This is a genomic window from Tritonibacter scottomollicae (assembly GCF_003003215.1).
Lineage (GTDB): Bacteria > Pseudomonadota > Alphaproteobacteria > Rhodobacterales > Rhodobacteraceae > Epibacterium > Epibacterium scottomollicae.
On sequence record NZ_PVUF01000004.1, the window covers coordinates 280,359 to 302,927 of the forward strand.

Annotated in this window: 23 protein-coding genes; all 23 read left to right on the forward strand. The window is 61.3% G+C overall.

The features are described from left to right. Nucleotides 1–15 precede the first annotated feature (15 nt). Entirely contained in the window at nt 16–1,545 is a 1,530-nt protein-coding gene (locus tag CLV89_RS09270; RefSeq protein WP_106163370.1) for an AMP-binding protein, read from the forward strand. A gap of 4 nt (nt 1,546–1,549) precedes the next feature. Then, complete coding sequence (locus CLV89_RS09275) at nt 1,550–3,154, forward strand: carboxyl transferase domain-containing protein (protein ID WP_106163371.1); 1,605 nt, start codon at nt 1,550–1,552, stop codon at nt 3,152–3,154. Nucleotides 3,155–3,163: 9 nt separating this feature from the next. Then, nucleotides 3,164–5,125 carry an acetyl/propionyl/methylcrotonyl-CoA carboxylase subunit alpha gene (locus CLV89_RS09280; protein ID WP_106163372.1) on the forward strand — a complete coding sequence of 654 codons (1,962 nt, stop codon included), beginning with the start codon at nt 3,164–3,166 and terminating at the stop codon, nt 5,123–5,125. Between the two features lie 35 nt (nt 5,126–5,160). Further along, entirely contained in the window at nt 5,161–6,027 is an 867-nt protein-coding gene (locus CLV89_RS09285; RefSeq protein WP_106163373.1) for a hydroxymethylglutaryl-CoA lyase, read from the forward strand. A 33-nt stretch (nt 6,028–6,060) separates the two neighbouring features. Further along, nucleotides 6,061–6,846: a crotonase/enoyl-CoA hydratase family protein gene (locus CLV89_RS09290; RefSeq protein WP_106163374.1), complete on the forward strand. Its 786-nt coding sequence runs from the start codon at nt 6,061–6,063 to the stop codon at nt 6,844–6,846. 240 nt (nt 6,847–7,086) lie between these two features. Then, nucleotides 7,087–7,452: an NADH-quinone oxidoreductase subunit A gene (locus CLV89_RS09295; RefSeq protein ID WP_106163375.1), complete on the forward strand. Its 366-nt coding sequence runs from the start codon at nt 7,087–7,089 to the stop codon at nt 7,450–7,452. Continuing rightward, a complete protein-coding gene (locus tag CLV89_RS09300; protein ID WP_106163376.1) occupies nt 7,443–7,976 on the forward strand; it encodes a NuoB/complex I 20 kDa subunit family protein in 534 nt (177 codons plus the stop codon). The genes CLV89_RS09295 and CLV89_RS09300 overlap by 10 nt, the downstream gene beginning before the upstream one ends. Nucleotides 7,977–7,991: 15 nt before the next feature. Beyond that, a complete protein-coding gene (locus tag CLV89_RS09305; RefSeq protein WP_106163377.1) occupies nt 7,992–8,597 on the forward strand; it encodes an NADH-quinone oxidoreductase subunit C in 606 nt (201 codons plus the stop codon). Beyond that, a complete protein-coding gene (locus CLV89_RS09310) occupies nt 8,597–9,811 on the forward strand; it encodes an NADH-quinone oxidoreductase subunit D (RefSeq protein ID WP_106163378.1) in 1,215 nt (404 codons plus the stop codon). The genes CLV89_RS09305 and CLV89_RS09310 overlap by 1 nt, the downstream gene beginning before the upstream one ends. Before the next feature lie 82 nt (nt 9,812–9,893). Next, nucleotides 9,894–11,114, forward strand: coding sequence for an NADH-quinone oxidoreductase subunit E (locus tag CLV89_RS09315; protein ID WP_106163379.1), 1,221 nt, complete (start codon nt 9,894–9,896; stop codon nt 11,112–11,114). 53 nt (nt 11,115–11,167) lie between these two features. Continuing rightward, nucleotides 11,168–11,398, forward strand: coding sequence for a DUF5337 domain-containing protein (locus CLV89_RS09320; RefSeq protein ID WP_106163380.1), 231 nt, complete (start codon nt 11,168–11,170; stop codon nt 11,396–11,398). Nucleotides 11,399–11,404: 6 nt separating this feature from the next. Then, nucleotides 11,405–12,703, forward strand: coding sequence for an NADH-quinone oxidoreductase subunit NuoF (gene nuoF, locus CLV89_RS09325; protein WP_106163381.1), 1,299 nt, complete (start codon nt 11,405–11,407; stop codon nt 12,701–12,703). Nucleotides 12,704–12,718: 15 nt separating this feature from the next. Further along, the gene (locus CLV89_RS09330) at nt 12,719–13,075 is read left to right on the forward strand and encodes a hypothetical protein (RefSeq protein ID WP_106163382.1); all 357 of its coding nucleotides are present in this window, start codon (nt 12,719–12,721) and stop codon (nt 13,073–13,075) included. A gap of 98 nt (nt 13,076–13,173) precedes the next feature. Further along, on the forward strand, nt 13,174–13,623 hold the full coding sequence (locus tag CLV89_RS09335) for a DUF5333 domain-containing protein (RefSeq protein ID WP_207796906.1): 450 nt from the start codon (nt 13,174–13,176) through the stop codon (nt 13,621–13,623). A 3-nt stretch (nt 13,624–13,626) separates the two neighbouring features. After that, nucleotides 13,627–15,645: an NADH-quinone oxidoreductase subunit NuoG gene (gene nuoG, locus CLV89_RS09340; protein ID WP_106163383.1), complete on the forward strand. Its 2,019-nt coding sequence runs from the start codon at nt 13,627–13,629 to the stop codon at nt 15,643–15,645. Then, complete coding sequence (locus CLV89_RS09345; protein ID WP_106163384.1) at nt 15,642–16,034, forward strand: hypothetical protein; 393 nt, start codon at nt 15,642–15,644, stop codon at nt 16,032–16,034. Before nuoG ends, CLV89_RS09345 begins: the two co-directional genes overlap by 4 nt. Before the next feature lie 6 nt (nt 16,035–16,040). Continuing rightward, a complete protein-coding gene (nuoH, locus tag CLV89_RS09350; RefSeq protein ID WP_106163385.1) occupies nt 16,041–17,078 on the forward strand; it encodes an NADH-quinone oxidoreductase subunit NuoH in 1,038 nt (345 codons plus the stop codon). A gap of 1 nt (nt 17,079) precedes the next feature. Next, nucleotides 17,080–17,574 (forward strand): NADH-quinone oxidoreductase subunit NuoI, encoded by a 495-nt coding sequence (gene nuoI, locus CLV89_RS09355; protein ID WP_106163386.1) that lies wholly within the window; start codon nt 17,080–17,082, stop codon nt 17,572–17,574. Further along, entirely contained in the window at nt 17,571–17,981 is a 411-nt protein-coding gene (locus CLV89_RS09360) for a carboxymuconolactone decarboxylase family protein (RefSeq protein WP_106163387.1), read from the forward strand. The genes nuoI and CLV89_RS09360 overlap by 4 nt, the downstream gene beginning before the upstream one ends. Further along, a complete protein-coding gene (locus CLV89_RS09365) occupies nt 17,978–18,580 on the forward strand; it encodes an NADH-quinone oxidoreductase subunit J (protein WP_106163388.1) in 603 nt (200 codons plus the stop codon). Before CLV89_RS09360 ends, CLV89_RS09365 begins: the two co-directional genes overlap by 4 nt. Nucleotides 18,581–18,583: 3 nt before the next feature. Then, nucleotides 18,584–18,889 carry an NADH-quinone oxidoreductase subunit NuoK gene (gene nuoK / locus CLV89_RS09370; RefSeq protein WP_005624625.1) on the forward strand — a complete coding sequence of 102 codons (306 nt, stop codon included), beginning with the start codon at nt 18,584–18,586 and terminating at the stop codon, nt 18,887–18,889. 5 nt (nt 18,890–18,894) lie between these two features. Continuing rightward, nucleotides 18,895–21,003, forward strand: coding sequence for an NADH-quinone oxidoreductase subunit L (gene nuoL / locus CLV89_RS09375; protein ID WP_106163389.1), 2,109 nt, complete (start codon nt 18,895–18,897; stop codon nt 21,001–21,003). Next, nucleotides 21,003–22,568 (forward strand): NADH-quinone oxidoreductase subunit M, encoded by a 1,566-nt coding sequence (locus CLV89_RS09380; protein ID WP_106163390.1) that lies wholly within the window; start codon nt 21,003–21,005, stop codon nt 22,566–22,568. The genes nuoL and CLV89_RS09380 overlap by 1 nt, the downstream gene beginning before the upstream one ends. Nucleotide 22,569: the final 1 nt, after the last annotated feature.

Sequence of the window (22,569 nt, forward strand, 5' to 3'; positions counted from 1 at the left end):
CGTGCAGGGTGAAACATGACTATCAAACGCATCATTCCGGGGCTGACAGCGGCGGGCGCATGGGACATTCCGGAGCGGCTCAATATGGCAGCTCAGGTGATGGATCATGCCGCCGATAAGCTGGCGATCATCGACCTTACCTCCGGGACCCGCCGTGATGTGAGCCATGGCGATCTGGCTGTGATGGTTGGCGGTCTGGCGCGCGCATTGGTGCAACGTGTCGCCCCCGGTGATCGGGTTGGTGTGCTGCTATCTCAGTCTCCGTGGTGTGCGGCGGCGCATCTGGCGATCTGGAAGATCGGCGCCATCTCGGTGCCGCTGTTCAAACTGTTCCAGCATGACGCATTGGCAAACCGCATTGAGGATGCTGGTGCAAATTACGTGCTGACCGACTCTGAGGGCGCGGCGCAGCTTGGCGATCTGGCTAGGCCTCTGATCGCCGCCGAGATCGGCATTGATGGCGATCCCGTGCCTTTCGCCGACACCACGTCCGAAGATCCGGCGGTCATCATCTACACCTCCGGCACCACCGGCAAACCCAAAGGGGCACTGCACGGGCACCGGATGCTGACAGGGCATCTGCCGGGCGTGTCGATCAGTCACGACCATCTGGGCCAGCCCGGTGATTGTCTCTGGACGCCCGCGGATTGGGCGTGGATCGGCGGGCTGTTCGACGTCGCCATGCCGGGCCTTGCGCTGGGCGTGCCGGTGGTGGCCGCGCGGCTGGATAAGTTCACGCCAGACACCTGCGCCGAGGTGATCCGCTTGGGCGAGGTCCGCAACGTCTTCTTTCCCCCCACCGCCCTGCGCATGCTGAAAGCGGCGGGGCAGGGGCTTCGGGCCTTGCGCTCTGTTGCCTCCGGTGGAGAGCCCCTGGGCGCGGAGATGCTCGCTTGGGGCCAGCGTCACTTGGGCGTCACCATCAATGAATTCTACGGCCAGACCGAATGCAATATGACGGTCTCCTCCTGTGGCGCGGACTTCCCCGTGCGCCCCGGCTGCATTGGCAAACCGGTGCCGGGGCATGTGGTTGAGGTGATCGACGCAGACGGCCAACCCACCCGTGAGGAAGGCGATGTGGCGGTGCGCCGTGGTTCTGGGTCCATGATGCTGGAATACTGGAACCGCCCCGACGCCACGGCCGAGAAGTTTCACGGCGACTGGCTGGTGACCGGGGATCGCGGCATCTGGGAGGAGGGCTATCTGCGCTTTGTGGGGCGTGAGGATGATGTGATTACCTCTGCCGGTTACCGCATCGGCCCCTCCGAGATCGAGGATTGCCTGATGACCCACCCGGCCGTTGCCACCGTCGGTGTGGTCGGCAAGCCCGACGCCCTGCGCACCGAGATCGTCAAGGCCTACGTGGTGCTGAAACCGGACCACGCCCCGAGCGAAAAAGAGCTGCAGGACTACGTCAAAGAGCGCCTTGCCAGCTATTCCTATCCCCGCGAGATCGCCTTTCTTGAGGCCCTGCCGATGACGGTCACGGGCAAGGTGATCCGCAAAGAACTGAAACGCCGCGCTGCGGCGGAAGTGGAGGACTGATCCAATGAAACTCCAATCCAAGGCAATGCCTTCCTCCGAGGGCTTCAAGCAAAATACCAGGACGCATCTTGATGCTCTTGACGAGATCGACAAGGCGGCTGATGCCGCGCGCTTTGGCGGCGGCGAGAAATCCCGTGCCCGGCATGAGTCGCGGGGCAAGATGCTGCCGCGCCGCCGGGTGGCGAACCTGCTTGATCCCGGCTCGCCCTTCCTTGAGGTCGGCGCGACGGCCGCCCATGGCATGTATGATGGCGCAGCCCCGGCGGCAGGCGTCATAGCGGGGATCGGACGCGTCCACGGCCAGGAGGTCATGGTGGTCTGCAATGACGCCACCGTGAAGGGCGGCACCTATTTCCCGATGACGGTGAAAAAACACCTGCGCGCCCAAGAGATTGCCGAGGAAAACAACCTGCCTTGCGTCTATCTTGTGGACAGTGGCGGCGCCAACCTGCCGCAGCAGGATGAGGTCTTTCCCGACCGCGACCACTTTGGGCGCATCTTCTACAATCAGGCGCGGATGTCGGCCAAGGGCATCCCGCAGATCGCTGTGGTCATGGGGTCCTGTACCGCGGGTGGTGCTTACGTTCCGGCGATGTCCGACGTCACCATCATCGTCAAGGAACAGGGCACCATCTTCCTTGCGGGCCCGCCGCTGGTGAAGGCCGCTACGGGCGAGGTCGTCTCTGCCGAGGATCTGGGCGGCGGGGATGTGCACACACGTCTTTCGGGCGTGGCGGATTACCTGGCTGAGGATGACGCCCATGCGCTGGCTTTGGCACGGCGTGCGGTCAGCCATCTGAACCGAACCAAACCCCAAGGCGTGAACTGGCAGAGCCCGGAAGAGCCCGCCTACGACCCCGAGGAAATCCTTGGCGTGGTGCCCGGCGATCTGCGCACCCCCTATGACATCCGCGAGGTGATCGCGCGGCTGGTCGATGGCTCCCGCTTTGACGAGTTCAAACCTCGTTTTGGCGAAACGCTGGTGACCGGCTTTGCCCACCTCAAGGGCTGCCCCATCGGCATCATCGCCAACAATGGCGTGCTGTTTTCCGAGGCGGCGCAAAAGGGCGCGCATTTCGTCGAACTCTGCAGCCAGCGCAAGATCCCGCTGGTCTTCCTGCAAAACATCACTGGTTTCATGGTGGGCCGCAGGTATGAGAACGAAGGCATCGCCCGTCACGGCGCCAAGATGGTGACCGCGGTGGCCAGTACCAATGTGCCCAAGATCACCATGCTGGTGGGCGGCTCCTTTGGCGCGGGCAACTACGGCATGGCAGGGCGGGCCTATTCGCCCCGGTTCCTTTGGACATGGCCCAACTCGCGCATCTCCGTGATGGGCGGCGAGCAGGCGGCGGGCGTTCTGGCGACTGTGAAACGCGATGCCATCGAACGCCAGGGCGGCACATGGTCCGCCGAGGAAGAGGCGCAGTTCAAGCAGCCCACCATCGACATGTTCGCGGAACAGAGCCACCCGCTCTATGCCTCTGCCCGGCTCTGGGACGATGGCATAATCGATCCGCGCAAATCTCGCGATGTGCTGTCGCTCTCGCTCAGCGCCGCCCTGAATGCCCCAATTGAAGACACGCGCTTTGGCGTGTTCCGGATGTGAGGACGAGCAATGTTTGATAAGATTCTGATCGCAAACCGGGGCGAAATTGCCTGCCGTGTTATGGAAACTGCCCGCGCCTTGGGTGTGAAAACCGTGGCAGTTTATTCGGACGCGGACCGCGAAGCGAAGCATGTGGCCATGGCCGACGAGGCCTCCCACATTGGCTATGGACCGGCCCCCGCCGACAGCTATCTGCTGGGCGATGAGATCATCGCCACTGCCGTATCTGACGGCGCGCAGGCGATCCATCCCGGCTATGGGTTCTTGTCGGAAAATCCCGACTTCGTCGACGCGGTCGAGGCGGCGGGCCTTGTGTTCATCGGCCCTTCGGCGGATGCGATCCGCAAGATGGGTCTGAAAGATGCCGCCAAGGCGCTGATGGAGGAGGCAGGTGTGCCCGTCGTGCCGGGCTATCACGGCAAGAACCAGGACCCCGAGCATCTTGCGGGCGCGGCAGAGACCATCGGTTATCCGGTGCTGATCAAGGCGGTCGCAGGCGGTGGCGGCAAGGGCATGCGGTTGGTCGAGACCCCCGCTGATTTTGCCGAGGCGCTGAAGAGCGCGCAGAGCGAGGCAACCACCGCGTTCGGCAACCCGGATGTCTTGATTGAGAAATACATCCAGCAACCGCGCCATATCGAGGTGCAGGTCTTTGGCGACGGCACCAAGGCGGTGCATCTGTTTGAGCGCGACTGTTCGCTTCAGCGTCGCCACCAGAAGGTGATCGAGGAAGCCCCAGCCCCCGGCATGACCGAAGACATGCGCGAAGCCATGGGGCAGGCGGCGGTGCGCGCGGCAGAGGCGATCGGCTACAAGGGTGCGGGCACGGTGGAATTCATCGTCGATGGTTCAGACGGGCTGCGCACCGATAGGTTCTGGTTCATGGAGATGAACACCCGCTTGCAGGTGGAGCACCCTGTGACCGAGGCCATCACCGGCGTTGATCTGGTGGAATGGCAGCTGCGCGTGGCAGCAGGGGAGGCTTTGCCAAAGCAACAGCACGAGCTGAGCATCACCGGCCACGCCTTTGAGGCACGCCTTTATGCCGAGGACGTGCCAAAGGGATTTCTGCCCGCGACCGGCGCGCTCACGCATCTGAAATTCCCCGACAACTGCCGCGCCGACAGCGGCGTGCGTGCGGGCGACACCATCAGCCCCTGGTATGATCCGATGATTGCCAAGGTGATCGTATCTGGGCCGACCCGCGCGGTAGCGCTCTCGCGCCTGTCGCAGGCGCTGGAGCAAACGCAGGTGGCGGGCACGGTGACCAACCTGGCCTTTCTGGGCGCGCTGGCCGCGCATGAAGGCTTCGCCGCTGGCGAGGTGGACACGGGCCTGATCGCACGGGATCTGGATCAATTGGTAAGGGCGCCAGAGGTCAAGTTCGAACACAAGGCCGCCGCAGGGATGCAGGCGCTTGGTCTGATTGATCCCAATTGGGACGCGGGATTTGCTCTCTGGTACGATTACTCCGACCTGCGCCGCTCGGTTTCCCTCAGCTATCAGGGCGAGGTCTTTGAGGCGCTGGTCATAGTGGACGGGCCGGACGATCAGATTTGGGAGTTCCCGGGCCGCCCCGAGGTTCAGATCTGCGCCTGCAAAATCGCGGGCCACTGGGTCCTCAGTAGCGACCGCCTGCCGTCCATGGCGCAGTCGGGAAACACCATCACTGTGTTCGATGGCTACGGGCATCAGTTCGAGGTCATTGATCCCCTGGACCGCGCTTCGGTTGCCGGAGGCGACATGAACGTGATCGAAGCCCCCATGCCGGGCCTTGTGAAGGCGGTTCTTGTCGAAACAGGTCAGACGGTGAAAGAAGGCGACCGTCTCGCCGTCCTCGAAGCGATGAAGATGGAGCACTCTCTGCTCGCCGCTCGCGACGGTATTGTTGCGGAAGTTCTTGCGAAATCAGGCGATCAGGTGGAGGCTGGAGCAGCGCTGGTCCGACTGGAGGAGGCAGACGACGCCTGAGCCGGACCAGGCCCCAAACCGGAGGACTAAATGCCATGAAAGACCGCGTCGAAATCTTCGAGGTGGGCCCGCGCGACGGGCTGCAGAACGAAACCCGCGACATCTCTGTCGCGGACAAGGTGGCGCTGGTCGACTGCCTCAGCCGTGCCGGGTTTTCCCGCATCGAGGTGGCGAGCTTCGTCTCTCCGAAATGGGTGCCGCAGATGGCCGGCAGCGCCGAGGTGCTGGCCGGGATTACCAAGGCAAAGGGCGTGCGCTACGCTGCGTTGACCCCGAATATGCGCGGCTACGAGGATGCGCTGGCCGCCCGGGTTGATGAGATCGCGATCTTTGCCTCTGCCTCGGAAGGCTTCTCCAAGGCCAATATCAATGCCTCCATCGCCGAGAGCATCGACCGGTTTGCACCCATTCTGGAGGCCGCGCGTCATATCGACCTACCGGTGCGGGGCTATGTCTCCTGCGTGACCGACTGCCCCTATGATGGCGCCACCGCGCCGGAAAAGGTGGCCGAGGTGGCCGACAGGCTGTTTTCCATGGGCTGCTATGAGATCTCGCTGGGCGACACCATTGGCAAGGCCACCCCGGACAGCATCGCTCGGATGCTGATCGCGGTGAAGGACGTGGTGCCGGTGACCCGACTGGCCGGGCACTACCATGATACCGGGGGGCGGGCAGTGGACAATATCGACGCCTCGCTGGCGCTCGGCGTGCGCGTGTTCGACGCCGCCGTCGGTGGTCTGGGCGGCTGCCCCTATGCGCCCGGTGCGGCCGGAAATGTCGCCACCGAACTGGTGCACGACCACCTGACCCGGCTGGGCTATGACACCGGGCTCGACAGTGATGTGCTGCAGGAGGCCGCCGCCATGGCGCGCGCCCTGCGACCCGTTGCCGCCGACGCCTGACACTCACTCCGCAACACATAAGGACCCATAGGCATGTATGACACGCTGGAGCTAAGCTGCGACGACCGCGGCGTGGCGACTTTGACCCTGAACCGTCCCGACAAACACAATGCCATGTCCGGCCAGATGCTGCAGGAATTGCAGGCGGCGGCGCGCGCACTTGCGGCGGACAGGGATGTGCGTGTCGTGGTGCTGACCGGCGCGGGCAAGAGCTTTTGCGCCGGCGGCGACCTTGGATGGATGCAGGCGCAGATGGATGCAGATGCCGAGACCCGCGCCCGCGAGGCCCGGGTGCTGGCGGAAATGCTCAACCTTCTGAACACCTTGCCGCAGCCGCTGATCGGGCGGCTGCAGGGCAACGCGTTTGGCGGCGGGGTGGGCATGGCCTCGGTCTGTGACGTTGCCATCGGAGCGGACCATTTGAAAATGGGGCTGACGGAAACCAAACTTGGCCTGATCCCCGCCACCATCGGCCCCTATGTGATTGCCCGTATGGGCGAGGCCCGCGCGCGGCGGGTGTTCATGTCGGCACGGTTGTTTGAGGCGTCGGAAGCGGTTGAGCTTGGCCTCTTGGCAAAGTCTGTGCCTGCCGACTCACTCGATGCCGCGGTTGAGGCGGAGGTGGTTCCATACCTCAATTGTGCCCCCGGTGCGGTCGCCGAAGCCAAGGCACTGGCCCGCGCCTTGGGTCCAAAGATCGATGAAAGCGTTATTGATTTTACCATTTCCGCCCTAGTGACCCGCTGGGAAAGTCCGGAAGCTCAGGAGGGGATCGGAGCGTTCTTTGAAAAACGCCGCCCCGCCTGGCATGAGAAATAAGGGGTTTCAGCCTCTGGGGCGCAGAAAATTTACGCCTGTTTTCTGCGCCCCGAATAGGAAACTAAAACCATAAGCTTTTGCGAGGTTGTTGCCCGTCTGCGAGACTGGTCAATAAAGCTATTCACATTAACTTCCCCTTGGTTGACGGTGTTCGGGGACGGGAGTAGTAACGGCCCAAGTCAACACGCCAATTGACGGTTCACGTGCAGAAACTGCCGTGTGCGCGGAAAGGAGCCACTCGTGGAAGAGATGTTGCGGGAATACCTCCCCATACTGGTGTTTTTGGCCGTGGCCATTGGTCTTGGTCTCGTGCTTGTTCTTGCCGCCGTTGTTGTTGCGGTGCGCAATCCTGATCCGGAAAAAGTCAGCGCCTACGAATGCGGCTTCAACGCATTTGATGACGCGCGGATGAAATTCGACGTGCGCTTCTACCTCGTGTCGATCTTGTTCATCATCTTCGATCTGGAGATCGCATTCCTGTTTCCCTGGGCCGTTGGGTTCAAGGACATCAGTGACGCCGGGTTCTGGTCGATGATCGTGTTCCTGGGCGTTTTGACCATCGGCTTTGCCTATGAGTGGAAGAAGGGGGCCCTGGAATGGGAGTGATGACTGGAGCGAACACCGCTGGTGTCGACAAGGAAATGGTCACCCAGGCCCTCAATACGGAACTGCAGGACAAGGGCTTCCTGCTGACCTCCGCCGAAGATATCATCAACTGGGCCCGCACCGGGAGCCTGCACTGGATGACCTTTGGTCTGGCCTGCTGCGCGGTCGAAATGATGCATACCTCGATGCCGCGCTATGACGCTGAACGCTTTGGCATTGCGCCGCGCGCCTCGCCGCGCCAGTCGGATGTGATGATCGTTGCAGGCACACTCACCAACAAAATGGCCCCTGCGCTGCGCAAGGTTTACGACCAGATGCCGGAGCCACGCTACGTGATCTCCATGGGCTCCTGCGCCAATGGCGGCGGCTATTACCACTACAGCTATTCCGTCGTGCGCGGCTGTGACCGCATCGTGCCGGTCGATATCTACGTGCCCGGGTGCCCGCCGACCGCCGAGGCGCTGCTTTATGGTCTGATGCAGCTGCAGCGCAAGATCCGCCGCACCGGCACGCTGGTACGCTAAGGGCAGGAGAGACAGATGATCGAAGCACTGCAAGAACTTGGGCACCAGATCGACGCCAAGCGCCCGGACTGTGTCCTGTCGTGGGACATCTCCCATGGCGAGCTGAACATCGACGTGAAGCCCAGCAATATCACCGGTCTTGTCGAGTTCCTGCGTGTCGACAGCGCTTGCAAGTTCTCCACTTTGGTAGATATCACCGCCGTGGACTACCCCGAGCGGACCAAACGGTTCGACGTGGTCTACCACCTGCTGTCGATGTACCAGAACCAACGCATCCGCCTGCGGGTCGCAATGCTTGAAGAGGACATGTTGCCCTCGATCGTCAATGTGCACCCGTCGGCCAATTGGTTCGAGCGCGAAGTCTTTGACATGTTCGGCATCCTGTTCACCGGTCACCCGGACCTGCGCCGCCTGCTGACGGACTACGGTTTTCGCGGCCATCCGCTGCGCAAGGATTTCCCGACAACCGGCTACACCGAGGTCCGCTATGACGAGGCCCAGAAACGGGTGGTCTACGAGCCTGTGAACCTGGTGCAGGAATACCGCCAGTTTGACTTCATGAGCCCATGGGAGGGTGCCGACTACATCCTGCCCGGCGATGAGAAGGAGGGGGCGAAGTGATGGACGGCTCCAAAGGTTTCGACGACGCCCAGACCGGCGAACAGAAGATCCGCAATTTCAACATCAACTTCGGCCCGCAACACCCGGCCGCGCACGGCGTGTTGCGTCTGGTGCTGGAGTTGGACGGCGAGATCGTGGAACGCTGCGATCCCCACATCGGCCTCTTGCACCGCGGCACCGAAAAGCTGATGGAGAGCCGCACCTATCTGCAGAACCTGCCGTATTTCGACCGCCTCGACTATGTGGCGCCGATGAACCAGGAACACGCATGGTGTCTGGCGATCGAAAAGCTCTGCGGCGTCGAGGTGCCGCGTCGTGCTTCGCTGATCCGGGTGCTCTATTCCGAGATCGGCCGTATCCTGAACCACCTGCTGAACGTGACCACGCAGGCCATGGACGTGGGCGCATTGACACCGCCGCTCTGGGGCTTTGAAGAGCGCGAAAAGCTGATGATCTTTTACGAGCGGGCCTGTGGCGCGCGTCTGCACGCGGCCTATTTCCGCCCCGGCGGTGTGCATCAGGACCTGCCGGACGATCTGCTGGATGATATCGACCTTTGGGCGATGGAATTCCCCAAGGTGATGGACGACATCGACGGGCTGCTGACCGAGAACCGGATTTTCAAGCAGCGCAACTGCGACATCGGCGTGGTGACTGAAGAAGAAATCCAGCAATATGGCTTCTCCGGCGTGATGGTGCGCGGCTCCGGCCTCGCCTGGGACCTCCGCCGGGCGCAGCCCTATGAATGCTACGACGAGTTCGACTTCCAGATCCCGGTCGGCAAGAACGGCGATTGCTACGACCGCTACCTGGTCCGCATGGAAGAGATGCGCCAGTCGTTGTCGATCATCCGCCAGGCCATCCAGAAACTGCGCGAAGCCACCGGCGACGTGATGGCGCGCGGCAAGCTGAGCCCGCCCAAGCGGACCGACATGAAGACCTCGATGGAGAGCCTGATCCACCACTTCAAGCTCTATACCGAAGGCTTCCACGTGCCCGCGGGCGAGGTCTATGCCGCCGTCGAGGCACCCAAGGGCGAATTTGGCGTTTATTTGGTGGCGGACGGCACCAACAAACCCTACCGCGCCAAGCTGCGTGCGCCTGGCTTCCTGCATCTGCAGGCGATGGACCACGTCGCCAAGGGCCACCAGCTGGCGGATGTCGCCGCCATCATCGGCACCATGGATGTCGTCTTCGGGGAGATTGACCGGTGAACTGCGCCAGCTTCTTTCATCTTCTCCAAAATATCCCCGCCGGAGGCATCCGCCGGGGCAACTGTGCCCAAAAGGTGATCTGATGCTGCGTCGTCTCCACTCAGAACAACCCGACAGCTTTGCCTTCACGCCCGCCAACCTGGCCTGGGCCGAAGCGCAAATGACCAAATACCCCGAAGGTCGTCAGGCCTCGGCGGTGATCCCGCTGCTGTGGCGTGCTCAGGAACAGGACGGCTGGATCTCGAAGCCGGCGATCGAATATGTCGCCGACATGCTCGGCATGGCTTATATCCGCGTGCTGGAGGTGGCTTCCTTTTACTTCATGTTCCAGCTGCAACCGACGGGATCCGTTGCGCATATCCAGGTCTGCGGCACCACGTCCTGCATGATTTGCGGCGCCGAGGATCTGATCGCGGTCTGCAAGGACAAGATCTCGCCCAAGGCGCATACCATCTCCGAGGATGGCAAGTTCTCCTGGGAAGAGGTGGAGTGCCTTGGGTCCTGCACCAATGCGCCGATGGCGCAGATCGGCAAGGACTACTACGAGGATTTGACCGCCGCGAGTTTCACCAAGCTGCTGGATGATCTTGCCGCAGGCAAAGACGTGGTGCCCGGCCCGCAGAACGGTCGCTACGCTGCAGAGCCGAAATCCGGTCTGACCTCGCTGACCGAATATGAGGCTGGCAAGCCGCAGTATAACGCGTCCGCCGAACTGGCGACCGAGCTTGGCGACGGTGTAAAGCGCATTCAGGGCGACGAGGTGCCGTTGCTGACCCCTTGGGTGGGCAAGGATGGCGTGGTCGCTGGTCGCGCTGCGGCAGAGCCCACTCCGGCAGCGCCCGAGCGTCCAAAGCCCGCGGCAAAGCAGGCCGAGGCAGCCAAGAAAGAGGCTGCTCCGAAGAAAAAGGCTCCGGTCAAGAAATCCGATGCCGCGACCCCGGCACAGCCCGAGGCCGCCGCCGCAAAGGTGACAGAGCCCGAGGCGGATGCGGCTGAGGCGGTCGAGGAAAAAGCGCCCGAGACGCTGACAACTGCCCGCGAGGGCGGGGCGGACGACCTCAAACTCCTCAAAGGAGTGGGGCCGAAGCTTGAACAGACGCTGAATGAGCTGGGCTTTTTCCACTTCGACCAGATAGCCAAATGGACTGAGGCCGAGGTGGTCTGGGTCGATGCGCGGCTTAAATTCAAGGGCCGCATCGAGCGTGATGGCTGGATTGAACAAGCCAAGCAACTGGCAGCCGGTGAAGAGACCGAGTTTGCCAAATCGGCCAAGACCGACGGCCGTTACAAAGACAAATCATAATCGCAGATCGCGGCCATGGGGCCGTGCGCTGTGGTCAAGGATGACTGGACCGGATGACGCAGGACGAACAGGACAAGGCCATTGCAGCCAAGGGGCGGCACATCTCGCTGGTGATCGCCGGCACGATGGTGGCCTGGCTGATCCTGTCGCTTCTCATTGGTCCCGCGATTGGCCTGCCGGGCCGGTTTGCGCTGCTGTTCGATTTCGCCGCTCTGGCCGCGATGATCTATGCGGGCGTCAACATCATTCAACTCTGGCGCATGCGTCAGAACAGTCAAAGGTAGGCACACATGCTGAAGGATCAGGACCGGATCTTTACCAACCTTTACGGGATGCACGAACGCACGTTGGCGGGCGCACAAAAGCGTGGCCACTGGGACGGTACGGCGGGCCTCATTGAAAAAGGGCGCGACTGGATCATCCAGACCATGAAGGATTCCGGCCTGCGCGGGCGCGGCGGTGCGGGCTTCCCCACCGGCCTCAAATGGTCCTTCATGCCGAAGGAAAGCGACGGTCGTCCGGCTTATCTGGTGATCAACGCCGATGAATCCGAACCCGGCACCTGCAAAGACCGCGAAATTATGCGTCACGATCCGCATACGCTGATCGAGGGCGCGCTGATCGCATCCTTCGCGATGAACGCGCACACCTGCTACATCTACCTGCGCGGTGAATATATCCGCGAGCGCGAGGCGCTGCAGGCGGCGATTGACGAATGCTATGACAAGGGGCTTCTGGGCAAAGACGCCGCAGGCTCCGGCTGGGATTTCGACGTCTTCCTGCACCACGGGGCAGGGGCCTATATCTGCGGCGAGGAAACCGCCCTGATCGAGAGCCTTGAGGGCAAGAAGGGCATGCCGCGCATGAAGCCGCCGTTCCCGGCGGGCGCGGGTCTGTATGGCTGCCCGACCACTGTGAACAACGTCGAATCCATCGCCGTGGTGCCAACCATCCTGCGCCGTGGTGCGGAGTGGTTTGCGGGCTTTGGCCGGCAGAACAACGCGGGCACCAAGCTTTTTGCGATCTCCGGTCACGTCAACAACCCCTGTGTTGTTGAGGAAGCGATGAGCATCTCCTTCGAGGAGCTGATCGAAAAACATTGCGGCGGCATCCGGGGCGGTTGGGACAACCTTCTGGCTGTGATCCCCGGCGGTTCCTCGGTGCCTTGCGTGCGCGGCGAGAAGATGAAAGACGCCATCATGGATTTCGACTACCTGCGCGGCGAACTGGGCTCCGGCCTTGGCACCGCGGCGGTGATCGTGATGGACAAGCAGACCGACATCGTGAAGGCCATCTGGCGGCTGTCGAAATTCTACAAACACGAGAGCTGCGGCCAGTGTACCCCTTGCCGTGAGGGCACCGGCTGGATGATGCGCGTCATGGACCGTCTGGTGCGTGGCGAGGCGGAGCTCGAAGAAATCGACATGCTCTGGGATGTCACAAAACAAGTTGAAGGCCACACCATCTGTGCTTTGGGTGATGCAGCTGCCTGGCCCATTCAGGGCCTCATTCGCAACTTCCGCGAAGAAATCGAAGATCGCATCAAGGCGCAGAAGACCGGCCGCCGCGGTGCGTTGGCAGCGGAATAACCTGAAGAGATGACTATGACCTCACGTTTCACTCTGACGTTGATACTGGCCGCGTCGGTCGGGCTTGCGGCCTGTGGCGGCAAAACCGGCGAGGATAAGCGCATGCGCTATGACGGCATCGCGTTCCGCACCAGCGCGAAGGCGATCAACAAAAGAGAGACCCTCGCCAATTTCCGCATTGAGGTGCGTAACGCGCTGCAATCCCAGCGTGGCGCGCTTGCTGCGGCTGATCACGAGGCGAAACGCTACTGCATCGAGAATTACGGCACTTCGCGGTTCGATTGGACCAACATCGCGCTGGACGCTGAGGGCAACTACAAGATCCAGCTCGACAAAAGCGATGCGATTTACACTGGAAGCTGCGAGTCTTGATGCGCAGATCGGCATATCATGGCCGGTTCGGCGGGGCGTTATTGAATAACAGCGCGTCTCACTCCTGTGGTTCTGACAGAACCACAACGGAGTTTGACATGTCTGAAACAATTGCGATTTTGCCTGCGCGCAGGACTGTGATAGCCACCTCTCTTGCGGCGTTGGCGGCCCTGCTGTTGGCCTTTGGTGCCAGCGCGGGCGAGGCGAAACCCTCCTTGCGCGATGTGCAGGAAATCGAGGATCCGCTTTTTGCCGTGGCCGTGGCCAGCGAAGTGTCCGATCAATGTGATCGCCTTGCGCCACGCACGCTCAAGGGGCTCAACCAGCTTTATCAGATCCGCAGCCGCGCCAATGCGCTTGGCTACAGCGATGATGAGATCAAGTCCTACATCAAGTCGGACCAGGAAAAATCCCGAATGCGCGCCAAGGGCGAGCGCCTGCTGAGGCAGGAAGGGGTCAAACTGGACCAGCCAGAAACATTCTGCAGCTACGGGCTGGCGGAAATTGAGAAAAACAGCGCGATCGGCGTGTTACTGAGGGCGAAATAGACCATGTCTGACCTCCGCAAGATCAACATTGACGGAACCGAGATCGAAGTCGAAGGGGCGATGACCCTGATTCAGGCCTGTGAGCAGGCCGGGATCGAGATCCCGCGCTTCTGCTACCACGAGCGTCTCTCGATTGCGGGCAACTGTCGTATGTGCCTTGTGGAGGTCGTCGGCGGCCCGCCCAAGCCCGCCGCCTCTTGTGCGATGCAGGTGCGCGATCTGCGCCCCGGACCCGAGGGCCAGGCGCCGCAGGTGAAGACCAATTCGCCGATGGTGAAAAAGGCGCGCGAAGGGGTGATGGAGTTCCTGCTGATCAACCACCCGCTCGATTGCCCGATCTGCGATCAGGGCGGTGAATGCGATCTGCAGGATCAGGCGATGGCCTATGGCGTCGACTTCTCCCGCTTCCGCGAGCCCAAGCGCGCGGTAGATGATCTCGACCTCGGCCCGCTGGTCGGCACCGCGATGACCCGCTGTATCTCCTGCACCCGCTGCGTGCGCTTCACCTCCGAGGTGGCCGGCATCAACCAGATGGGCCAGACCGGGCGCGGTGAGGATGCGGAGATCACCTCCTATTTGAACGAGACGCTGGATTCGAACCTGCAGGGCAACATCATTGACCTCTGCCCGGTGGGGGCGCTGACCTCGAAACCTTATGCCTTTACCGCGCGTCCGTGGGAACTCACCAAGACCGAGACCATCGATGTGATGGACGCGCTGGGATCAAACATCCGCGTGGACACCAAAGGCCGCGAAGTGATGCGCATCCTGCCGCGCAACCACGATGGCGTGAATGAGGAATGGATCTCCGACAAGACCCGTTTTGTCTGGGACGGCCTGCGTCGCCAACGTCTGGACCGCCCTTACGTGCGTGTCGACGGCAAGCTGAAGCCGGCCACATGGCCCGAAGCACTGGAGGCTGTCGCCACCGCGATGAAGGGCAAGAAGGTCGCAGGTTTGATCGGTGATCTGGTCCCGGTCGAGGCGGCCTATGCGCTGAAAAACCTGATCGAGAGCCTTGAGGGCAAGGTGGAATGCCGCACTGATAATGCGCGTCTGCCCATCGGCAATCGCGCCGCATATGTCGGCACCGCCACCATCGAAGACATTGATAACGCCAAGTTTATCCAGCTTGTCGGCACCGATCCACGCAATGAGGCTCCGGTGCTGAATGCCCGCATCCGCAAGGCATGGCTGAAGGGCGCGCAAGTGGGGCTTGTCGGCCCTGCGGTGGATCTGACCTATGATTATGCGCATGTGGGCACCGATCGTGCCGCGCTCGAGGGGCTCTTGAACAAAGACTACGGTGCGGTGCTGGATGCGCCTTCTGTGGTGATCGTGGGGCAGGGTGCCCTGCGTGAGGCTGATGGTCTGGCCGTTCTGGCCGCCGCGCAGAAACTCGCGGCAGATACCGGCTCCAAGCTGATGATCCTGCACAGCGCAGCAGCACGCGTGGGTGCTATGGACATCGGGGCTGTCACCGAAGGCGGCGTAGCTGCCGCGATTGACGGTGCAGAGGTGATCTACGACCTCGGGGCAGATGAGGTCGAAATCGATGCAGGCGCGTTTGTGATCTATCAGGGCAGCCATGGCGACCGTGGCGCGCACCGCGCCGACGTGATCCTGCCGGGTGCAGCCTATACCGAGGAAAACGGCCTCTTTGTGAACACCGAAGGCCGTCCGCAGCTTGCCATGCGCGCAAGCTTTGCACCGGGCGAGGCCAAGGAAAACTGGGCCATCCTGCGGGCTCTGTCGGCGGAGCTGGATGCAAAACTGCCGTATGACAGCCTCGCGCAACTGCGCAAGGCGCTGATCAAGGACGTCCCGCATCTGGCCAAGGTTGATCGCGTTGTCGACAACGAAGGCGAGGCGCTGCCGGTTGAAAAACTCGGCAAGGCGGATTTCCTGCCCGCGATTCAGGACTTCTACCTGACCAACCCGATTGCGCGCGCGTCGCAGCTGATGGCGGAGCTTTCCGCCCAGGCCAAGGCGCGTCGCGAGACGCAGATTGCGGCAGAGTGATCCGCGCGGCGATCATATCGCTTACGGGGCTTGCCCTCATGGCCTGCACGGATGTGTCGGGCGATGAGGTGAGCCGCGCCGCGCCCGATTATCTCGGCGTGGACACCAGCCTCCTCGATGGGGATCTGGTGCAGTTCCATGTGACCATGGATCAACTCGGCGCGCCTGAGGATTTGAACGACTATGCCGATTGCGCGGCCGCACAATATGCGCTGATCCGCGGATATGGCTTTGCGCGTCATGTGCGCACAAAAACGAAACAAGAGTCTGGTATTTGGAAGGCGGATGCTGTCTACACCATCTCGCCAGCCTTACCGCGCGGTTTGCGCACCCTCGACGCTCAGGTCGTGGTGCAGGACTGCAAGGCAAACGGAATACCTACGGTGTGAGGACCCATGGCTGAATTCTTTAACACCCCTGTCGGCATTGCCGTCATCATACTGGCGCAGACCCTTGCGGTCGTCGCCTTTGTTATGATTTCGCTCCTGTTCCTCGTTTACGGGGATCGCAAGATCTGGGCTGCGGTCCAGATGCGGCGCGGCCCCAATGTGGTGGGGGTCTTTGGCCTGCTGCAGACCGTGGCGGATGCGTTGAAATACGTGGTGAAGGAGGTGGTCATCCCGGCCGGCTCCGACCGGGCCGTCTTTATCATGGCGCCAATCACCTCCTTTGTTCTGGCGATGATCGCCTGGGCGGTGATCCCCTTCAGTGACACTTGGGTGCTGTCGGACATCAATGTCGCCATCCTCTATGTCTTCGCGGTCTCCTCGCTCGAGGTTTACGGCGTCATCATGGGCGGCTGGGCATCGAACTCCAAATACCCGTTCCTTGGCAGTTTGCGGTCGGCGGCACAGATGATTTCCTACGAGGTCTCCATCGGCCTCATCATCATTGGCGTGATCCTGTCGACCGGCAGCATGAACTTTGGCGATATCGTCCGCGCGCAGGACGGCTCGGCCGGTCTGTTCAACTGGTACTGGCTGCCGCATTTCCCGATGGTGTTCCTGTTCTTCATCTCCTGCCTTGCAGAGACCAACCGCCCACCGTTCGACCTGCCCGAAGCAGAATCCGAACTGGTTGCGGGCTATCAGGTGGAATACTCCTCGACGCCGTTCCTCTTGTTCATGGCCGGGGAATATATCGCCATCTTCCTGATGTGCGCGCTCACCTCGCTGCTGTTCTTCGGTGGCTGGCTCTCACCCATTCCGTTCATCCCCGACAGCCCGTTGTGGATGGTCGCGAAGATGGCGTTCTTCTTCTTCCTCTTCGCAATGGTCAAAGCCATCACCCCGCGTTACCGCTACGACCAGCTGATGCGTCTGGGCTGGAAAGTCTTCCTGCCGTTCTCGCTGGTCTGGGTGGTGTTCGTGGCCTTTGCCGCACGTTTCGATTGGTTCTGGGGGGCATTCGCCCGCTGGAGCACAGGAGGCTGATATGACCCAGATGGATTACACCCGCGCCGCCAAATACTTCTTGCTGCAAGACGTGTGGCAGGGGTTCAAGCTGGGGTTGAAGTATTTCTTCGCCCCCAAAGCGACCCTGAACTACCCGCATGAGAAAGGCCCGCTCAGCCCGCGTTTCCGCGGCGAGCACGCGCTGCGTCGCTACCCGAATGGCGAGGAACGCTGCATTGCCTGCAAGCTCTGCGAGGCGATCTGCCCGGCGCAGGCCATCACCATTGATGCCGAACCCCGCGAGGACGGCAGCCGCCGCACCACGCGCTACGACATCGACATGACCAAATGCATCTACTGCGGTTTCTGTCAGGAAGCCTGCCCGGTGGACGCCATCGTTGAGGGGCCGAACTTCGAGTTCGCAACCGAGACCCGCGAGGAGCTGTTCTACAACAAGGACAAGCTTCTGGCCAATGGCGAGCGCTGGGAAGCAGAGATCGCCCGCAACCTTGAACTGGACGCGCCGTACAGATGACCGAGACGCCGAAAAACCCTTTCGAGGCCATGATGGCCCAGGCGCAGGAGATGGCGAAGGCCCTCAATCCCGCACTTGAGAGTTTCTCTCCCAAAGGGTTTGAGGCGCTCTGGCCGACCATGCCCAAAGAGGTCATGGACATGATGTTCGGCAACACCGTCAACAAGGACGGGCTTGATGCCAAGACCCGGCTTTTGCTCACGCTGGCGGGGTTGACCATGCAGGGCGCGCAGGCCGATACGGCCGTGCGTCAGACCGTGCGCCACGCTCTTGCTGCGGGCGCGAAGAAACAAGAGATCGTTGAAACGATCGGACAGATGTCGGTGTTTGCTGGCATTCCGGCCATGACCCGCGCAATGGATTTGGCGCAGGAGGTCATGGACGACAAAGGGGACGATGAGACATGAGCGTGTTTGCCTTTTACCTCTTCGCCATCAGCGCCATCACCGGCGGGCTGTTCACCGTGGTGAGCCGCCAGCCCGTGCATTCGGTGCTGTGGCTGATCCTGGCGTTTATTTCCTCGGCCGGGCTGTTCGTGCTGCTGGGGGCGGAATTTGTCGCCATGCTTCTGGTCATCGTCTACGTGGGCGCGGTCGCCGTATTGTTCCTGTTTGTTGTCATGATGCTCGACGTGGATTTCGCCGAGCTGAAGGCCGAGATGGCCCGCTACATGCCGCTGGCGCTTCTGATCGGGCTGGTGATCCTGATGCAATTCGTGATCGCCTTCGGCTCCTGGGAGAGCGCGCAGGACGTGGCCGCGAACATCAGCCAGCCGATGCCGGACGGGCGCCACAATACCGAGGCGCTTGGCCTCATCATCTACGACCAATATTTCCTTCTGTTCCAGCTGTCGGGTCTGATCCTGCTGGTCGCCATGATCGGCGCCATCGTTCTGACCCTGCGCCATCGCAAGGATGTGAAGCGTCAGGACGTTCTCGCCCAGATGTATCGCGATCCGGCCAAGGCCATGGAACTCAAGGACATCAAACCGGGGCAGGGGCTTTGATCAATGATCGGACTTGAACATTATCTCACCGTGGCGGCGACGCTGTTCGTCATCGGTATCTTCGGGCTCTTCCTGAACCGCAAGAACGTGATCATCCTCTTGATGAGCATCGAACTCATGCTGCTGGCCGTGAACATCAACCTTGTCGCCTTCTCGTCGTTCCTTGGCGATCTGGTGGGGCAGGTGTTCACGCTGTTCGTGCTGACCGTCGCCGCCGCTGAGGCCGCGATCGGCCTTGCGATCCTCGTCTGCTTCTTCCGCAACCGCGGCACCATCGCTGTCGAAGACATCAACGTGATGAAGGGCTAATCCAGATGGAAACCATTCTCCTCTTTGCCCCGCTGGTGGGGGCGGTGATCTGCGGCTTCGGCCACAAGATCATCGGCGAAAAAGCCGCCATGTGGACCGCCACCGGCCTGTTGTTCCTGACGGCGCTGTTGTCGTGGGTCGTCTTCCTGTCGTTTGACGGTGAAACCCGCATTATCGAGATCTTCCGCTGGATCGAAAGCGGCAGCCTGTCGACCTCTTGGGCGATCCGTCTGGACCGGCTGACCGCGATCATGCTGATCGTGATCTCCACCGTGTCGGCGCTCGTGCATCTCTATTCCTTCGGCTACATGGATCACGATCCGCAGTTCAAAGAGGGCGAGAGCTACAAACCGCGCTTCTTTGCCTATCTGTCGTTCTTCACCTTCGCCATGCTGATGCTGGTGACCTCCAACAACCTTGTGCAGATGTTCTTCGGCTGGGAAGGCGTGGGCGTTGCGTCCTACCTTCTGATCGGTTTCTACTACCGCAAGCCCTCTGCCGGTGCGGCAGCGATGAAGGCCTTCATAGTCAACCGTGTGGGGGACTTCGGCTTTTCGCTGGGGATCTTCGCACTGTTCTTCCTGACCGACAGCATCAACCTCGGCACCATCTTCGCGGCGACGCCGGATCTGGCGGAAACCACCGTGTCCTTCCTCTGGAGCGACTGGAACGCGGCCAACCTGATTGCCTTCCTGCTGTTTGTCGGCGCCATGGGCAAATCGGCGCAACTGATCCTGCACACCTGGCTGCCGGACGCGATGGAAGGCCCGACCCCGGTGTCGGCACTCATTCACGCCGCGACCATGGTGACCGCAGGTGTCTTCCTCGTGTGCCGCATGTCGCCGCTGATGGAAGTTGCCCCCGAAGCGACCGCCTTTATCACCGTGCTGGGTGCCACCACCGCATTCTTCGCCGCGACCGTGGGTCTGGTTCAGACCGACATCAAGCGCGTGATCGCCTATTCGACCTGTTCGCAGCTCGGCTACATGTTCGTGGCCGCAGGCGTCGGTATGTACTCGGCGGCGATGTTCCACCTGTTCACCCACGCCTTCTTCAAGGCGATGCTGTTTCTTGGCGCGGGCTCGGTCATTCATGCCATGCACCACGAGCAGGACATGATGAACTACGGCGGTTTGCGTAAAAAGATCCCTTATACATTTGCCGCGATGATGATCGGCACGCTGGCCATCACCGGCGTTGGCATTCCGCTGACCCACATCGGGTTTGCAGGTTTCCTGTCCAAGGATGCCATCATCGAGAGCGCCTATGCGGGCGGCTCCATGTATGGCTTCTGGCTGCTGGTGATCGCCGCTGCGATGACCTCCTTCTACAGCTGGCGCCTGATCTTCCTGACCTTCTACGGCAAGCCGCGCGGCGACAAGCACACCCATGACCACGCGCACGAAAGCCCGATGGTCATGCTGATCCCGCTGGGCGTGCTGGCTCTGGGCGCAGTGTTTTCGGGCATGCTGTGGTACAACTCCTTCTTCGGTCACGCCGACAAGGTTGGCAAATTCTACGGCATTCCGGTGGCAGAAGCCTCTGCCGAGGGTCACGCCGCCGAAGGCGAGGCTGCCACGCATGGCGCTGATGCAACCGAAGGTCACGGCGAAGAGGCCGCAGCCGCTGGCGAGCATCATTATGTGTTTGCAGGCGAGCCGGGCGAAGGCGCGCTTTATATGGCGCCGGACAACCATGTGCTCGATGACGCCCATGCTGCACCCAAATGGGTGAAGGTCTCGCCCTTCATCGCCATGCTGGGCGGTCTGCTGCTGGCGATCCTGTTCTATATCGTGAACCCGGAACTGCCCAAGCGCCTCGCGCAGCAGCAGCGTCCGCTCTACCTGTTCCTCAAGAACAAGTGGTACTTTGACGAGCTCTACAATGTCGTCTTCGTCAAACCCGCACTGGCGATCGGCAAGTTCTTCTGGAAGAAGGGCGACGGCAAGACCATTGATGGCTTCCTCAACGGGATCGCCATGGGGATCGTGCCCTTCTTTACCCGTCTCGCTGGCCGGGCGCAGTCCGGTTACATCTTTACTTATGCCTTCTATATGGTGCTGGGTATTGCCGCCCTTGTCACCTGGATGTCGATCGGCGGAGGATCGCACTGATGGATAATATTCTCTCCATCGTAACCTTCATTCCCGCGCTGGCGGCTGCCGTCATGGGGCTGCTGATGCGCGGGGACGACGAAGCCGCGCGGCGGAACGCGAAATATGTCGCGCTGATCGCCACCTCGATGACCTTCTTCGTGAGCTTGTTCATCTACCTCGGCTTTGATGCCTCCAACACCGGCTTCCAGTTTGTGGAAGAGCGGGAGTGGATCTTTGGCTTGCAGTACAAGATGGGCGTCGATGGCATTTCGGTGCTTTTCGTTCTGCTGACGACCTTTGTGATGCCGCTGACCATTCTGGCGAGCTGGAATGTCTCCACCCGGGTCAAGGAATACATGATCGCCTTCCTGGTGCTGGAAACGCTGATGCTCGGCGTGTTTATGGCGCTGGACCTGGTGCTGTTCTACATGTTCTTTGAGGCCGGGCTCATCCCGATGTTCCTGATCATCGGCATCTGGGGGGGCAAGGACCGCATCTACGCGTCGTTCAAGTTCTTCCTCTATACTTTCTTCGGCTCGGTGCTGATGCTGGTGGCAATGGTGGCGATGTATTTCGACGCAGGCACCACTGATATCGTGAAACTTCTGGCGCATGAGTTCTCCTACAGCAGCTTTGATGTGATGGGCGTTCAGGTTCTGGGCGGCATGCAGACATTGCTGTTCCTGGCCTTCTTCGCCTCCTTCGCGGTGAAGATGCCGATGTGGCCGGTGCACACATGGTTGCCGGATGCGCACGTGCAGGCGCCAACCGCAGGCTCCGTGGTGCTGGCGGCAATCCTGTTGAAGATGGGCGGCTACGGCTTCCTGCGCTTCTCGCTGCCGATGTTCCCGGTGGGCTCCGAGGTGATGACCGATGTCGTCCTGTGGATGTCCGCCATCGCCATCGTCTACACCTCGCTGGTTGCGATGGTGCAGGAGGATATGAAGAAGCTGATCGCCTATTCCTCTGTGGCGCATATGGGCTTTGTGACCATGGGCATCTTTACTGCCAACCAGCAGGGGGTCGATGGTGCGATCTTCCAGATGCTCAGCCACGGGTTCATCTCGGCTGCGCTCTTCCTCTGTGTAGGTGTGATCTATGACCGCATGCACACCCGCGACATCGACGCCTATGGCGGTCTGGTGATCCGCATGCCGGCCTTCGCGCTGGTGTTCATGTTCTTCACCATGGGCAACGTTGGCCTGCCGGGCACATCCGGTTTCATCGGCGAGTTCCTGACCCTCGTGGGCGCCTTCCAGGAGAACACCTGGGTGGCCTTTGTCGCCACCACCGGCGTGATCTTCTCGGCCTGCTATGCGCTCTGGCTTTATCGCCGGGTGGTCTTTGGCGATCTGATCAAGGAGAGCCTGAAAGCCATTAAGGATATGTCCGCCCGTGAGAAATGGATCTTTGCGCCGCTCATCGCCATGACCCTGCTGCTCGGCGTCTATCCTGCCGTTGTTACCGACGTGATCGGTCCTTCGACCGAAGCGCTCGTTCAATCCGTCAATACGGCCGTCGCCGACGCGGGGGTCCTGTCGGACACCGCCGAAGTCGATGTCGCCGCCACAAATTCCCACTAAG

What these genes read in the sequence shown, in the direction of transcription:
- CLV89_RS09360 (WP_106163387.1), top strand. Translation starts at nt 17,571, where the DNA reads ATGACCGAGACGCCGAAAAACCCTTTCGAGGCCATGATGGCCCAGGCG.
- CLV89_RS09310 (WP_106163378.1), top strand. Translation starts at nt 8,597, where the DNA reads ATGGACGGCTCCAAAGGTTTCGACGACGCCCAGACCGGCGAACAGAAG.
- nuoF (WP_106163381.1), top strand. Translation starts at nt 11,405, where the DNA reads ATGCTGAAGGATCAGGACCGGATCTTTACCAACCTTTACGGGATGCAC.
- CLV89_RS09335 (WP_207796906.1), top strand. Translation starts at nt 13,174, where the DNA reads ATGTCTGAAACAATTGCGATTTTGCCTGCGCGCAGGACTGTGATAGCC.
- CLV89_RS09320 (WP_106163380.1), top strand. Translation starts at nt 11,168, where the DNA reads ATGACGCAGGACGAACAGGACAAGGCCATTGCAGCCAAGGGGCGGCAC.
- nuoG (WP_106163383.1), top strand. Translation starts at nt 13,627, where the DNA reads ATGTCTGACCTCCGCAAGATCAACATTGACGGAACCGAGATCGAAGTC.
- CLV89_RS09270 (WP_106163370.1), top strand. Translation starts at nt 16, where the DNA reads ATGACTATCAAACGCATCATTCCGGGGCTGACAGCGGCGGGCGCATGG.
- CLV89_RS09365 (WP_106163388.1), top strand. Translation starts at nt 17,978, where the DNA reads ATGAGCGTGTTTGCCTTTTACCTCTTCGCCATCAGCGCCATCACCGGC.
- CLV89_RS09300 (WP_106163376.1), top strand. Translation starts at nt 7,443, where the DNA reads ATGGGAGTGATGACTGGAGCGAACACCGCTGGTGTCGACAAGGAAATG.
- nuoI (WP_106163386.1), top strand. Translation starts at nt 17,080, where the DNA reads ATGACCCAGATGGATTACACCCGCGCCGCCAAATACTTCTTGCTGCAA.
- CLV89_RS09275 (WP_106163371.1), top strand. Translation starts at nt 1,550, where the DNA reads ATGAAACTCCAATCCAAGGCAATGCCTTCCTCCGAGGGCTTCAAGCAA.
- CLV89_RS09330 (WP_106163382.1), top strand. Translation starts at nt 12,719, where the DNA reads ATGACCTCACGTTTCACTCTGACGTTGATACTGGCCGCGTCGGTCGGG.
- CLV89_RS09315 (WP_106163379.1), top strand. Translation starts at nt 9,894, where the DNA reads ATGCTGCGTCGTCTCCACTCAGAACAACCCGACAGCTTTGCCTTCACG.
- nuoK (WP_005624625.1), top strand. Translation starts at nt 18,584, where the DNA reads ATGATCGGACTTGAACATTATCTCACCGTGGCGGCGACGCTGTTCGTC.
- CLV89_RS09305 (WP_106163377.1), top strand. Translation starts at nt 7,992, where the DNA reads ATGATCGAAGCACTGCAAGAACTTGGGCACCAGATCGACGCCAAGCGC.
- CLV89_RS09380 (WP_106163390.1), top strand. Translation starts at nt 21,003, where the DNA reads ATGGATAATATTCTCTCCATCGTAACCTTCATTCCCGCGCTGGCGGCT.
- nuoH (WP_106163385.1), top strand. Translation starts at nt 16,041, where the DNA reads ATGGCTGAATTCTTTAACACCCCTGTCGGCATTGCCGTCATCATACTG.
- CLV89_RS09285 (WP_106163373.1), top strand. Translation starts at nt 5,161, where the DNA reads ATGAAAGACCGCGTCGAAATCTTCGAGGTGGGCCCGCGCGACGGGCTG.
- nuoL (WP_106163389.1), top strand. Translation starts at nt 18,895, where the DNA reads ATGGAAACCATTCTCCTCTTTGCCCCGCTGGTGGGGGCGGTGATCTGC.
- CLV89_RS09280 (WP_106163372.1), top strand. Translation starts at nt 3,164, where the DNA reads ATGTTTGATAAGATTCTGATCGCAAACCGGGGCGAAATTGCCTGCCGT.
- CLV89_RS09290 (WP_106163374.1), top strand. Translation starts at nt 6,061, where the DNA reads ATGTATGACACGCTGGAGCTAAGCTGCGACGACCGCGGCGTGGCGACT.